This is a genomic window from Acidithiobacillus sp. TH-A35, assembly GCF_057473505.1.
Genome location: NZ_JBYCKR010000015.1, coordinates 1 through 12,681, shown reverse-complemented (window position 1 = coordinate 12,681; position 12,681 = coordinate 1). Strand labels below are relative to the sequence as shown.

At 59.4% G+C, this 12,681-nt stretch carries 11 protein-coding genes; 5 read left to right on the top strand and 6 right to left on the bottom strand.

What is annotated here, in order from left to right; translation table 11 throughout:
• Window positions 1–159 precede the first annotated feature (159 nt).
• The 5 genes from AC2VNK_RS00760 (at window position 160) to AC2VNK_RS00740 (ending at window position 6,950) form a co-directional block, all read left to right on the top strand.
• A complete protein-coding gene (locus tag AC2VNK_RS00760; RefSeq protein ID WP_486882455.1) occupies window positions 160–1,179 on the top strand; it encodes a sensor histidine kinase in 1,020 nt (339 codons plus the stop codon).
• Window positions 1,180–1,227: 48 nt separating this feature from the next.
• Window positions 1,228–2,595, top strand: coding sequence for a sigma-54-dependent transcriptional regulator (locus tag AC2VNK_RS00755; RefSeq protein ID WP_486882454.1), 1,368 nt, complete (start codon window positions 1,228–1,230; stop codon window positions 2,593–2,595).
• A gap of 364 nt (window positions 2,596–2,959) precedes the next feature.
• Window positions 2,960–4,042, top strand: coding sequence for a TQO small subunit DoxD (locus AC2VNK_RS00750; RefSeq protein WP_291525179.1), 1,083 nt, complete (start codon window positions 2,960–2,962; stop codon window positions 4,040–4,042).
• 319 nt (window positions 4,043–4,361) lie between these two features.
• The gene (gene dsbD / locus AC2VNK_RS00745; protein WP_486882453.1) at window positions 4,362–6,305 is read left to right on the top strand and encodes a protein-disulfide reductase DsbD; all 1,944 of its coding nucleotides are present in this window, start codon (window positions 4,362–4,364) and stop codon (window positions 6,303–6,305) included.
• 48 nt (window positions 6,306–6,353) lie between these two features.
• Complete coding sequence (locus tag AC2VNK_RS00740; protein WP_486882452.1) at window positions 6,354–6,950, top strand: thioredoxin fold domain-containing protein; 597 nt, start codon at window positions 6,354–6,356, stop codon at window positions 6,948–6,950.
• A 3-nt stretch (window positions 6,951–6,953) separates the two neighbouring features.
• Here the strand turns inward: AC2VNK_RS00740 and mnmE are convergent, their stop codons facing one another.
• The 6 genes from mnmE to ettA form a co-directional block, all read right to left on the bottom strand.
• Window positions 6,954–8,309, bottom strand: a complete 1,356-nt coding sequence (gene mnmE, locus AC2VNK_RS00735; protein ID WP_486882451.1) for a tRNA uridine-5-carboxymethylaminomethyl(34) synthesis GTPase MnmE — start codon at window positions 8,307–8,309, stop codon at window positions 6,954–6,956.
• A 28-nt stretch (window positions 8,310–8,337) separates the two neighbouring features.
• Entirely contained in the window at window positions 8,338–9,942 is a 1,605-nt protein-coding gene (yidC, locus tag AC2VNK_RS00730) for a membrane protein insertase YidC (RefSeq protein ID WP_486882450.1), read from the bottom strand.
• A gap of 15 nt (window positions 9,943–9,957) precedes the next feature.
• Window positions 9,958–10,173 (bottom strand): membrane protein insertion efficiency factor YidD, encoded by a 216-nt coding sequence (yidD, locus tag AC2VNK_RS00725; RefSeq protein WP_291521020.1) that lies wholly within the window; start codon window positions 10,171–10,173, stop codon window positions 9,958–9,960.
• Window positions 10,170–10,520 carry a ribonuclease P protein component gene (rnpA, locus tag AC2VNK_RS00720; RefSeq protein WP_486882449.1) on the bottom strand — a complete coding sequence of 117 codons (351 nt, stop codon included), beginning with the start codon at window positions 10,518–10,520 and terminating at the stop codon, window positions 10,170–10,172. Before rnpA ends, yidD begins: the two co-directional genes overlap by 4 nt.
• 4 nt (window positions 10,521–10,524) lie before the next feature.
• Window positions 10,525–10,659, bottom strand: a complete 135-nt coding sequence (gene rpmH, locus AC2VNK_RS00715; protein WP_009560916.1) for a 50S ribosomal protein L34 — start codon at window positions 10,657–10,659, stop codon at window positions 10,525–10,527.
• A gap of 70 nt (window positions 10,660–10,729) precedes the next feature.
• Complete coding sequence (ettA, locus tag AC2VNK_RS00710; protein ID WP_291521025.1) at window positions 10,730–12,397, bottom strand: energy-dependent translational throttle protein EttA; 1,668 nt, start codon at window positions 12,395–12,397, stop codon at window positions 10,730–10,732.
• Between the last annotated feature and the right edge of the window lie 284 nt (window positions 12,398–12,681).

Sequence of the window (12,681 nt, the reverse complement as noted above, 5' to 3'; positions counted from 1 at the left end):
CGGGTCGAGAGCAATCCGCTTATCCGCCATGCAATCATAATAAATCCGCAAGGCGTAATAATCGCGAGTACACAGTTGACCGCGATCGGTCGGCAAGAACCAGGGTCACCAAGCTCGGGGCGCGAGAAATTTACCACCCCCATCCGGGTTGGATCGCACATGCTCGGTTATGTCAGCCTGCATCCCAATAACGACACCATCCAAAACATGGTGGATACCCGCATGGACCTTGCGATCAGGCGTCTTTCCTTTCTTGGCATGATCACGGCTTTCCTTGGCCTCATCGGTGCATCGCTGATCGGCAAGGCCTTCACCCGCCCCATCCTGCGCCTCTCGCAGAAGATGGCAGACATGGAGTCGCGGCTCCATGTAGACGGTTTCTCACCATATCCCCCCGCTCCGGCGGATGGCGACGAGATGATGCATCTGGAGGAAGGCTTCAAGAGGCTGGAACAACGGCTGCAACAATACCTGATGGAACTCAATCAGTTACACCGGAGACAACAGGCGATGCAATGCATGGCCACGATTGGAGAGATGTCGGCCCAGGTGGCTCACGAGATCCGCAACGCCCTTTCGTCCTTGCGCGGTGCAGCGCGATACCTGGTCCGCTACGAGCAGCCGGTGAACCGACAAGATTTCATAAATATCATCGAAGAGGAGGTCCAGCGACTGTATGACATGACCCAGGGGTTCCTGGATTTCGGGCGTCCTTACCATATACAGCTCACAGAAGTATCTGCGTTGGAGTTGCTCTTACGCAGCAGCAAGCGGCACGCGACGGATCTCGAGGCCAAAAATGTTGCCCTTACTATAGATTGCCTTCCATCCCTGCAGGTCGTTGTCGATCCCCAGTTGCTGGAGCAGGCGATCAGCAACCTGCTGCTCAACGCTGTCGAAGCCTTGCCGAACCACGGTGGCTGCATTACCTTATACGGTCGGCGCGAAGGCAATGGGCAATTCGTGACCGGGGTTGTGGACAATGGCCCGGGGGTACCACCGGAGCGAGTCAGCGACATTTTCAAGCCTTACGTGACAGGGAAGGCGAAGGGTAGCGGCCTTGGACTGGCGGTGGTCACCAAGATCATGATGGTTCACGACGGCCAAGTGGAATTGCGCCAGCGGGATGTGGGAGCGGAATTCGCGCTCTGCCTGCCTCCGCAGCGTTCTGATCGATGACCCACGCATCGGTATCGTCATTTTAGGAGTATTGAAAAAACCATCGGCATGCCATCCCAGAAAATTCTCATCGTCGAGGACGAAAAAAATCTGCGCAGTGTACTCGCCGCCATCTTGGAGGCCGAGGGCTTCTCGACCATACAAACCGAAAGGGCAGAGGAGGCGTTGGCCGTCATGGCCAGGGAACTCCCCGTCCTGGTCCTTACGGATCAGCGTTTGCCAGGGATGAGCGGCACCGAGCTGCTAAGGCACATCAAGGAACGCTGGCCCGAGATTCCCGTGTTGATCGCCACGGCCTATGGCGAAATCGAACAGGCGGTACAGGCCATCAAGGCGGGCGCGGAGCATTACCTGACCAAACCGGTGGACGAGGGGGAACTCGTCGCCATCATCCGGCAGGCGTTGAGTTGCCGGGGTCACACCATACTGCCCCACCGCCAGGACCTGCCGCGCCACGGCATTATCGGGGAGAGTCAGGGCACGCTCGAAATTCTGGAGATGATAAATCTGGTCGCGCCCGCTCCTTCCAACGTCCTTATTACCGGCGAGTCGGGAACCGGCAAAGAGTTGGTCGCCAGGGGGCTGCACATGGCCTCCTCCCGCGCCCGTGCCCCTTTCCTCGCTTTCAACTGCGGGGCCATCCCTCTGGATCTGGTGGAAAGCGAAATCTTCGGTTACGAGAAAGGTGCCTTCACCGGTGCGGTGCGGTCTCAGGCAGGGAAATTGGAAATGGTGGGCGCTGGGACGCTCTTCCTGGACGAGGTGGGCGACATGCCACTGGCTATGCAGGTCAAGTTGTTGCGCACCTTGCAGGAGCGGGAATACACCCGCCTCGGCGGGCACCAACCCCTGCCCCTCGCGGCCCGCATCATTGCTGCAACCCATGTGGACCTCGCCAAGGCGGTGGAGGCGGGCCGTTTTCGGGAAGACCTGTATTACCGCCTGAATGTCATCCCGCTGCACATTCCACCGCTGCGTGAACGGCGCGGAGATATCACTTCTCTCGTACGCTTTTTTTTGCAGCGGGTATGCACAGACCTGGGGCGGCCCGAAGTAGAGATAGAGACTGCAGCGTTGGCCGCTATGAATGCCTATTCGTGGCCCGGTAATATCCGACAGATTGAGAATCTCGTCGAGCGGTTGGTGGTGCTGAATCGGAGCGGCACCATACTTGCGGCCGATCTCCCGAATGAGATGCGTATCGCGGAAGCGGAAAGAATACCCCCCATCGGCGGGATTTATGACCTTCACGCTTTAGAGCGCGAAGCGGTCGTTTCGGCCTTGAACAAGACCCACTTCAACCAAAGCCAGGCCGCCATTCTGCTCGGCATCAGCCGCAAGCAACTGCGCACCCGCATGAAAAATCTCGGACTAATCAGCGACCACGAGGATTTGCAGGACGGCGAGAAAATATAATTCTGGCATTTGGATGGTCGCCTTGGGACGACTTGCTGGCCCTTTTGGCACAATGTCACAGCCAAGCTGCGCCGTTTGGTTCATTCGTGCCCCGCCTTGATAATCTCCGTTACAAGAATATTAAAATAAAACAGCCCCCTGCCATCCCCATATGGCTGGCACGATACCTGCTGTCGGTATGGCCGCAGCCTCATGCACGGGGTGAGAATCGACTTCATTACATAGGTGGCCAGGGCCAGCTTGGGGATTTGGACCCGATCACGGGCCATTCCGCAGGGGTGTGACGGGATTCCTCTGGTAGGGGGCGCAGCCAGGCCGTGTGATGGATCGCTCCCATCCGAATTTAGGCCAAACAGGAGGTTTCATGGCAACCACAATGTCAAGCACTGCCCCACAAGACTCGGCCGATCGCGGCTGGCGACTCGCCGCCATTGCCCTGCTCGCAGTTCGCTTCGTCCAGGGGTGGATTTACTGGGGCGGTGGCACCCGACGCTTCATCTATGGTCCGCAAAAACTCGATGTACACGGCCATTGGATGGCTTACAAGTTCCAGACGGCCATGCCTGGAGCGCTACTGGGCACAGATCACCTGGTCGCGTTTCTACTTCACCACTTCACCCTCCTCTATGCCGGTGTGATCATTTTTAGCGCCGTAGAAATGATCGCCGGTTTTATGTTGATCGCCGGTCTGTATATCCGGCTTGCTGCTGTAGCTACCATTGGGCTGTCCACGGTGCTCATGCTCTTGTTCGGCTGGCAGGGGGCCACCTGCATTGACGAATGGACTATGGCCGCATCTAACTTTGCCATGGGCGTCACCCTCTTCCTCGCCGGAAGCGCTTCGTACTCGCTGGATAACTGGCTGCTCTCCCGATACCAAGGACTAGCAGCGAACGCCTGGTTTCGCTGGCTGGGCGGTAGCCTACCCCTGCCCTTGAGCGATGGGGCATTCAAAAAACTGGCGCTGGTTTTGTTTTGGATCGCGGTGGTCTTCATCGTTGCCACCTACAGTTATTACCGCGGTTCGGTAATCACCCCTTTCCATGGCGGCCCGGTAAGTCCAGCCAAGCACCACTGGAAATTAGATCATGGCATCCTACAGAACGATGGCAGCATAAAATTCCACGCCTATGTCAACGCCGGCGTGGCCGCGGAACCATCCAATGTGCTCGAAGCTGCGCTGGTCGACAGTAAAACCGGGAAGGTGGTGGAGAGGTGGAATAGTGCTGCTCTATCTGCCTTGCCAAAAAGCGCTTTTGTGAATGATTTTGCTTACCAGCAAATTCACACCGGGAAATTCGGAATCGCCGGACCTGTCGGTGCGCAAGCCATGATCCACCTCCCGCCAGCGACTCAGAATATGGCACCATTGCCGCAGGGCTCCTACATCCTGCATCTTGAATCGGTGAATGGGCATATCTGGACACTGGGCCTGCAGCGGCAGTAGTAGCTGCTCAGGTTTTGGTTAAACCCAGAGCTTGGCGGCGAACAACGCCGGGAGGGCCACCATGCGGTGCTTACCGATTGCATCGTGGGCGGGTGCCAGCCCTGGATGACATCGCGCAAAGGTCATGCGTCGGCCCGGTTTGAACGGAAGGCAGGTCGGCATCGCAAGGGGACTATCGCTTTGTTGTTGCATCTGTATCCTCCAAGTCTTTATCCTCCCTGATTGAAAGGTTTTTCCATAGGGAACTATCCAGCATCCCGTAGCTCCAACCTGTCCCACAGGGGCCGGGTTACGGAAACTATCTTCAGAAGGAATATCCATGAAGCGTCTAATCTGGGCACGGATTGTACCGCTCGTGCTGCTGTTTTTGGTCATGCCCGTGGCCCAGGCGAGTGCTCTTTTCGCAAACCCTTCCTTCCTGCCTGAGGCAAAAGCCTTCTCATTTCACGCGCGGATGGCGCCACACCATACCCTGGTGGTTCAATGGATAACTGCGCCCGGCTACCACCTCTATCGTGACCACATCCATCTCGAAGTCTCCCCCAATACGGTCCACCTGACCCCTTACACGCTGCCTCCCGGGAAATGGATGACCGTCCCCGCCGTGGGGCGCTTGCAGGTCTATGAAGGCACCACCACCCTGCGTGTTCCATTACAGTTTACGGGCACCCCCCCGAAGGCCGTAGTCGTCACCAGTCGCTTTCAGGGGTGCGCCAACGCAGGCGTCTGTTATCCGGAAATGACTAAAACCCTCGCGCTGCCAGTGACCACGTTCCCTGGCGAGGCGGTTCCAGAAAACATACCCCCAACAGCGGCGTTACCGTCTCCGGCCGCTACATCATCATCCGCCGGCGCATCAGCAGCGCAACCCGCTGCTGCACCGATGGCAGGTGTTGCAGGTGTTGCAGGTGTTGCAGGTGTTGCAGGTGTTGAAGCGCAGTTTTCCAGTGGCTTGCAAGGAGGACAACCCTTTTGGACGCTGTTGCTCTTCTTCCTGGCGGGGCTGGGTCTCGCCTTCACGCCCTGCGTTTTCCCGATGATTCCCATTCTTTCGGCACTGGTGGTAGGCCATGGGGATGCGGAGGTTCACCCCAGGCACGCACGGCGTCATGCCTTCTGGGTTTCGCTGTTCTACGTCCTGGGCATGTCGCTGACCTACACCATAGCCGGTGTTCTGGCGGCTTTGACGGGTTCCTATCTGCAGGCCGTCTTCCAGAACCCCTGGGTACTCGCCGGGTTCAGTGCATTGTTCGTCCTGCTCGCACTGTCCATGTTCGGATTCTACGAATTGCAGATGCCGACGGCCATACAGTCGCGCCTTTCCCAGTATGGCAAGGGGGGCCATTTCCTCAGCGCCCTGGTGATGGGGGTTCTTTCGGCGTTGATCGTGGGCCCCTGCGTGGCGGCACCGCTCGCGGGTGCCTTGCTGTTCATCGCCCACAACGGCAACGTGGTGTTGGGCGGGCTGGCACTTTTCCTGATGTGTCTGGGCATGGGTGTGCCGTTGCTCATCATCGGCACTTCCGCCGGGCATTTCCTGCCCAAGACCGGACGCTGGATGAACGTGGTCAAGGACGCCTTCGGCGTTGTGCTGCTCGGTGTCGCCATCTGGTTTCTCTCGCGGATACTCCCGGGGTCCGTCACCCTCGCCTTGTGGTCTGCGCTTGCGGTCATCACCGCCGTATTTATCGGGGCCTTCTCGTCTTCGCCCCCGGGCACTGCTGGTTGGTCCCGATTCTGGCAGGGCGTAGGGCTGCTCCTGTTTGCCTACGGTCTGGCGCTGGGCGCGGGGGCACTGGCCGGGGCCACCCGGGTTCTTGAACCATTGGCGCCATTTACGAACCGTGGCCAGGTCCCAATGCCTGATCGTCACCTTCAGTTCCAGATGGTACATAGTCTTCCCCAGTTGCAGGCAGCGCTGGCGGCAGCCGATGGCCGCCCCGTGCTGGTGGACTTCTGGGCGAAATGGTGTGTGGAATGTCATCGTATGGATGTGACCACCTACGATAATCGTCGGGTGGAGAAGGCGTTGCGGCCGCTTACCCTGATCCGGGTCGACATGACCGCCAGTGATGCGGCATCCCGGGATCTGCTTCGCCAGTATCACCTCTTCGGTCCCCCTGCGGTGCTGCTCATCAACCCGCAGGGCGCCATGGTCGCGCAATACGAGGGGTACGAAGGACCCGACACCCTGCTGCAACATCTGCATCAGATGCTGCCAACACCGTCCTCGGATCCTTCACCATTTACCGCACGAAATTGACAGGAGCAACAAAGGATGTTGAGGAATGCACCGAAAAGGAAGCCACTCATGAATTTATCTGGAAAGCTGTCTATCCGCTGCCTACTCGGATGGGGCATTGCGATGGCCGGTATATCTTCCGCCACAGCGGGCGATCTTCAGCCCAACAAGCTGACGCCCGAGACTTTGTGGAGCCAGATTTTGGCCCACCGCCTCACTTACATCCAGGAAGGGCACCGCGGACCCATTATATACGATTTTCAGGATCCCAATTGCCCCTACTGCCATGTGCTCTACGACAACGAGGCACCGCTCATTGAGGAAGGCAAGTTAACCGTGCGCTATGTCCCCGTGGCATTCCTCACCCGGTATAGCCCTGCCGAGGCCGCCGCATGGTTGCAAGCGCCGCATCCCGTGGCTGCACTGAAGCATTTCGAACAGATCGTGGAAGGCGCGGTTCAAAGCGGAGGCTATGCGCAGTTGCCGCAAGCCAGGTTGAGTACCAAAACCGCCACGGATCTCCATACGAATCTGGGTATCATGCAAGCCTTGGGGATCAGGGGGACGCCCGCCGTTATCTATCAAATGAAGAATGGACAGCTCGGCCTCATACCTGGACTGATCAGCAAAAAACAACTTGTCGCCTTACTACCGCAGTTGAAATGAACTTTATTTCCCGATACAAAAGCGCGAAAAAATCTCGCCGAGAATATCTTCCACGTCCATACGGCCGGTGATGCTGGCCAGCGCCACTGCGGCTTCACGCAGGGACTGGGCGACCAGTTCGGGGGCATCCCCCAGGCGGTGCATGTCGCGGGCGGCGACGAGCTGATGCAAACAGCTTTCCAGCGCCTCGACATGGCGACGGCGGGCGCTGAAGGGGCAACTGTCGCCCTGTACGCCGAGTGCTTCAATCAAGCTGCGGTGTAATGCCTCGAGGCCTGCGCCGGTTTGGGCGGAGAGGGCGATGGCCGCCTCACCCGCCGGGGTGTCGGGCGGTGCAGAAACCAGATCCAGCTTGTTCCAGATGATACGGCGCGGTCCTTCCGGCAGGTCGCGCAGGATGGTTTCGTCCTCCGCCTGCCATCCCGTGCTCGCATCGGCCACCAGCAGGATCAGTTGCGCACTGTGCAGTATGTTGCGGGCGCGGGCGATGCCTTCTGCCTCCACGGCATCCGTGGCCATGCGCAACCCGGCGGTATCGATAAGCTCCACCGGCAGGCCGTCGAGGACGATTTCTTCGCGGAGCAGGTCGCGGGTGGTGCCGGGGATGGCGGTGACGATGGCCGACTCGCGTCGGGCGAGGGCGTTCATCAGACTGGATTTGCCGACGTTGGGTCGTCCGGCGAGCACCACGCGACCGCCACGGGCGAGTCGGGCGCCTTGTTGTGCTTGCTTGAGCAGACGGGCGATCTGGCCTTCCAGCCGCATCAGGCTATCGGCGATAGCCTGTTCATGGGCATCGCCGAGGTCTTCTTCACTGAAATCCAGTCCGGCCTCGGCGAGAGCGAGAAGTTGCAGGAGCTGGCCATGGATGCCATCGACCGCCTGCGAGAAGGCACCTTCCAGGCTCGCCATCGCGGCGCGTGCCTGGGCGTCGCTGCGAGCGTGGATGAGGTCGGCCACCGCTTCGGCCTGGGCAAGATCAAGACGACCGTTGAGAAAGGCCCGTTCACTGAACTCGCCGGCACGCGCCGCCCGTGCGCCCAGAGCGATGGCCTCGGCGAGCAGGCTGGCGAGGGCCAGCGGGCTGCCATGGCCCTGCAATTCCACGACGGTTTCGCCGGTGTAGCTGTGAGGGGCGGGAAAATAGAGGGCGATGCCATGATCGATCACGCTGCTGTCGCGGGCGTGAAAGCGGCGAAAATGGGCAAGGCGGGGCATCAGTGGTTTTGCTTTCGATCCGCCGCAGAGCGCCGTCGCGATGGGCAAGGCCTGTGGTCCAGAGAGGCGCAAAATGCCGACGCCGCCTTCTCCCGGCGGCGTGGCAATCGCCACAATGGTGTCTCCCTGCTGATAGTCCATGTCTTTAACTCAAGACGGACGGTCCACCCTAGTCCTTGGCCGCCATGATATGGCGGGTGATCAGGTACTGCTGGCCGATGGAGACCACGTTGTTGGTCAGCCAGTACAGTACCAGACCTGCCGGGAAGAAGGAGAAGAATACCGCGAAGATCACCGGCAGGGCGGACATGATGCGCTTCTGTATAGGGTCCACCGGTGCTGGATTGAGGCGCTGCTGGAAGAACATGGACACGCCCATGAGCAGAGGCAGGATGTAGTAAGGATCAGGTATGGCCAGATCATGAATCCAGAGGATGAAGGGTGCCTGCCGCAGCGAGACGCTCTCCACCAGCACCCAGTACAGGGCGATGAAGAAGGGCATCTGCAGCACGATGGGTAGACAACCCGCCATGGGATTGACCTTCTCGCTGCGATACAGCGCCATCATGGCCGCGCCCAGCTTCTGGCGATCATCACCGACCTCCTTTTTCAGCTTCTCCAGCTTGGGCTGCAACTTGCGCATATTGGCCATGGAGCGGTAACTGATGGCTGAGGGATAGAAGAAGATGGACTTGACCACTATGACCAGCAGGATAATCGCCAGCCCCCAGTTGCCGACCAGTCCATGGAACCAGGTCAGTACCACATGCATGGGCTCGGCGATGATGGCGAACCAGCCGTAGTCCACGGTCTGCTCCAGGCCGCGACCCATGGCGGCCAGGGTTTGCTGCTGCTTCGGCCCGAGGAAGAGCTGCTGGGTGATGGTGGTACTCTGGCCCGGCGCCAGGGTCGGCAGCGGGGTACTCACGCCGGCGACATAATTGGTACCCGATGGGCGCGCATAAACTTGGGTTTGCGCCTGTTCGGAGGGCAATATAGCCGTGAGGAAGTAGTGATCCATCATCCCCGCCCAGCCGGGGCCGGACTTCAACTCCGGATGATCGTGGATATCGCCGAAACTCACTTCGCTGAAGTTGCCCTGGTGCATGAGCACCGCGCCGGTGAAAATCGACATGAACATGTGCGTTTCGGTGCGATCATTACGCAGGATCTGGTCAAAATAACTGCCATTCCACGGCGTGGACCCGCTATTGGTGATGGTGATGTGTTCTTCCACCACATAGCTGTCGGGCTGGAATATCCATGTTTTTTCGACGCTCAGGGGGCCGGCCTTGCCGGTGAGGGTGATGGGCTGGCCGGCGGCCCGCTGGACGGCAGGAACGGCAAACTGGGCGACCAGGGTCTGCCCGTCGCTGCTGACGAAACCGCTCTGCTGTACGGTAAGCTTAGCCGCTGTCCTGTCGAGGATGGGATAGGGTGCGGGGTTATCCACCGCCTGCGGATAATGGCGCAGGCCAAGGTGTTGAATATCGCCACCGTTCAGGCCGATCTGGCCAGTGAACATCGGCGTCTGGAAAGGCACCGTGGGTCCTGTCGCCGACTGGAGACTGGTGCTGACCGGCGCGACCATCGGTGCGGTCACTGCTGCTGGTGAGGTAGCCCCAGCGGGTGTTGGCGTGCTGGGGGTCGTGACACTTTGGCGGACGGCAGTCGGCGTAACCGGTTGCGGCGTATTCTGCTCCTGCCAGGCCTGAAACAGCAGGAAGACGACTACGGCAAGTGCAACGGCGAGGATGGTCTTCTGATTATCCATGGGGCCCCAGGGCGTTTAAGGAACGGGATCAACACCACCGGGGTGCCAGGGATGGCAGCGGCTGATGCGTTTTATGCCTAGCCAGGAACCTTTGGCGATGCCGTAGCGTTCGATGGCCTGACAGGTATATTCGGAGCAGGTCGGGTAAAAACGGCAGTGATGTCCCAGCATGGGGCTAATGACATACTGATAGCCGCGCACGACAACGACGGCCACGCCCCGTGCGCTCATGCCTTCCCCAGCAATTGCTGGAAATAGATGCTCATGGCCCGCATGCTGAGTTGCCGGGCACCAGCCCGTGCCACCACCAGGACGTCACGCCCTTGTGCGCGCACCGGCTGCTGCCGGAAAGCCTCGCGCAGGCGCCGCTTGACGCGGTTGCGGACTATGGCATTACCCACCTTGCGGCTCACCGCCAACCCCAGACGGGGGTGCGGCAATTCGTTATGCAAGGTGTAGATCACCAATTCTGGGAAGACCTTCTTGCGCCCCTGCTTGAGGGTGCGCTGGATAGCCGCCTTCTGGCGGAGGCGATCCTCGCGGGTAAAACGATGAGGATGCGCCAGCGCCGGGTTCATCGGCTTACGGGCAGAGGCGCTGACGGCCCTTGGCACGACGGCGTTTGAGCACGAGGCGGCCGGATTTAGTGGCCATGCGGGCACGGAAACCGTGGGTCCGTTTACGGTGAACGACGCTGGGCTGAAAAGTACGCTTCATGAGACACTTCCTGCGGATAATTCTTAAGGGCTGAGAAGATAAGGAGATGCTGCGTGAAAGTCAAGGCACCTTAGCGCACGATGGGCTTGTAACGCAGGCGGTGGGGCCGGGCACCCTCTTCACCCAGGCGACGCTTTTTGTCGGCCTCATACTCATGGTAATTGCCCGCAAAGAATTCCACATGGGCATCGCCTTCAAAAGCGATGATGTGGGTGGCAATGCGGTCGAGGAACCAGCGGTCATGGGAGATGACCATAACGCTGCCGGCGAACTCCAGCAGGGCATCTTCCAGCGCGCGCAGGGTTTCCACATCGAGGTCGTTGGAAGGTTCATCGAGGAGGAGGACGTTGCCGCCGGCGATGAGGGTCTTGGCCAGATGCAGGCGGCCGCGCTCACCGCCCGACAATTGTCCCACCAGCTTTTGTTGGTCGACACCCTTGAAGTTGAAGCGGCCACAATAGGCGCGGGATTGGATTTCAAACTTGCCGACGGTGAGGATGTCCAACCCACCGGAGATTTCTTCCCAGACGTTGTTTTTGGCGGCGAGCGCATCGCGGGACTGATCCACATAGGCCAGCTTGACGGTGGAGCCGAGAACGACTTCGCCGCTATCCGGAGTTTCCTGGCCCACAATCATGCGGAAAAATGTCGACTTACCGGCACCATTGGGGCCGATAACACCGACGATGGCGCCCGGCGGCACTTTAAAGCTGAGATGTTCAAAAAGCAGTTTGTCGCCAAAGCCCTTGGTCACATCACGGAATTCAATCACCTCATTGCCGAGGCGTTCCGCCACCGGGATGAAAATCTCCTGGGTTTCATTGCGGGTCTGGTATTCGTAGGAACTCAGTTCTTCAAAGCGGGCCATGCGCGCCTTACTTTTGCTCTGGCGGCCTTTGGCGTTTTGTCGCACCCATTCCAGCTCGTGCTGCATCGCTTTGAGGCGCGACACCTCGGTTCTGGCCTCCTGCTCCAGGCGTTTTTCTTTCTGCTCCAGCCAGGCGGAGTAGTTGCCCTTGTAAGGGAAGCCATGACCACGATCCAGCTCCAGAATCCACTCGGCGGCGTTGTCGAGAAAGTAACGATCATGGGTGACGGCGACCACGGTGCCGGAGAAGCGTTGTAAGTATTGCTCCAGCCAGTCCACCGATTCGGCGTCCAGATGGTTGGTGGGTTCGTCGAGGAGGAGCATATCGGGGCGGCTGATGAGCAGACGGCAGAGGGCAATACGGCGCTTTTCACCACCGGATAGCGGGCCAACCAAGGCATCCCAGGGGGCGAGACGCAGGGCGTCAGCGGCGACTTCCATCTGTTGCGCGGCCTGATGGCCATCACCGGCGGCGACAATGGCCTCCAGGCGCGCCTGCTCGGTCGCGAGGGCGTCAAAGTCCGCATCGGGCTCGGCGTAGGCGGCATAGACCGCCTCCAGCTCCTGTTGTGCGCCGAGGATGTCACCGAGACCCTCCTCTACTACCTGGCGCACCGTCTTATTCGGATCGACCTGCGGTTCCTGCGACAAATAACCAATTTTGAGACCGGGCATGGGCAGCGCTTCGCCTTCAAACTCCTTGTCGACACCCGCCATGATCTTTATCAGGGTGGACTTGCCGGCACCATTCATGCCGAGCACGCCGATTTTGGCGCCGGGGAAGAAGGACAGGGAGATGTCCTTGAGCAGTGCGCGCTTGGGCGGCACGATCTTGCTGAGGTGATTCATCGTAAAAACGTATTGCGCCATTTTCCTATGTAACCCCTTGTATAGTATAATAAAATACAAAAACAGTCCCGCATGTCACACCTCGGGGAACCCTTCCGCAACCCCTTGTTTTTGCAACTGGGCATAACAGCCCATAACCATTCAGTGTGACACGGACTGTGACAGCGCGCCGTGTCACACTATGCAGCCCTGCTATCGCGGCGGCCTGGGCACGCAAACTGGAACAGGATATCGAAGCCGGGCTATACCCGCCGCCGGAAACCAGCCCGACCCCGGCTGTTCCTACCCTGCGGGACGTGGTGGAC

What these genes read in the sequence shown, in the direction of transcription:
- yidD (WP_291521020.1), bottom strand. Translation starts at nt 10,173, where the DNA reads ATGAGCGCACGGGGCGTGGCCGTCGTTGTCGTGCGCGGCTATCAGTAT.
- AC2VNK_RS00740 (WP_486882452.1), top strand. Translation starts at nt 6,354, where the DNA reads ATGAATTTATCTGGAAAGCTGTCTATCCGCTGCCTACTCGGATGGGGC.
- AC2VNK_RS00755 (WP_486882454.1), top strand. Translation starts at nt 1,228, where the DNA reads ATGCCATCCCAGAAAATTCTCATCGTCGAGGACGAAAAAAATCTGCGC.
- mnmE (WP_486882451.1), bottom strand. Translation starts at nt 8,309, where the DNA reads ATGGACTATCAGCAGGGAGACACCATTGTGGCGATTGCCACGCCGCCG.
- rnpA (WP_486882449.1), bottom strand. Translation starts at nt 10,520, where the DNA reads ATGAACCCGGCGCTGGCGCATCCTCATCGTTTTACCCGCGAGGATCGC.
- ettA (WP_291521025.1), bottom strand. Translation starts at nt 12,397, where the DNA reads ATGGCGCAATACGTTTTTACGATGAATCACCTCAGCAAGATCGTGCCG.
- yidC (WP_486882450.1), bottom strand. Translation starts at nt 9,942, where the DNA reads ATGGATAATCAGAAGACCATCCTCGCCGTTGCACTTGCCGTAGTCGTC.
- rpmH (WP_009560916.1), bottom strand. Translation starts at nt 10,659, where the DNA reads ATGAAGCGTACTTTTCAGCCCAGCGTCGTTCACCGTAAACGGACCCAC.
- dsbD (WP_486882453.1), top strand. Translation starts at nt 4,362, where the DNA reads ATGAAGCGTCTAATCTGGGCACGGATTGTACCGCTCGTGCTGCTGTTT.
- AC2VNK_RS00750 (WP_291525179.1), top strand. Translation starts at nt 2,960, where the DNA reads ATGGCAACCACAATGTCAAGCACTGCCCCACAAGACTCGGCCGATCGC.
- AC2VNK_RS00760 (WP_486882455.1), top strand. Translation starts at nt 160, where the DNA reads ATGCTCGGTTATGTCAGCCTGCATCCCAATAACGACACCATCCAAAAC.